The 264-nt window shown below is 74.6% G+C and carries 1 protein-coding gene; it reads right to left on the bottom strand.

All coding sequences use genetic code 11. The features are described from left to right. The coding region (locus tag WCD74_RS29880; protein WP_337698579.1) for a DUF222 domain-containing protein at positions 1-264 on the bottom strand (264 nt) is incomplete at both ends.

Below are 264 nucleotides of genomic sequence, written 5' to 3'. Positions count from 1 at the left end.
GTCGGCGTCGAGGTCGTCGACCCCCCGCAGCCGGGTCATCGTCTTCCAGATCACCTCGACGTGCCCGTCCCCGGCCTCGCCGTCGTCGACCATTGTGCAGGTCGCCGGCAGGTCAGGTTCCACCGTGGCCCCGGCCGGGGTGACCCGAGGGTGCAGCGCCTCGGCGTGTCTGGCGAGCCGCTTGGTCTCGGCGGGGTCGAGCCGGGCGTGGTCGGCCAGCAGCCGCGGCAGGTCGCGGTAGCCGGACTCGGCGACCGCGTCCGA

Origin of the sequence: Actinomycetospora aurantiaca, assembly GCF_037401875.1 — a bacterium.
Lineage (GTDB): Bacteria > Actinomycetota > Actinomycetes > Mycobacteriales > Pseudonocardiaceae > Actinomycetospora > Actinomycetospora aurantiaca.
Note: the sequence above shows the minus strand (reverse complement) of the source record. Positions and strands in the feature narration are given on the sequence as shown.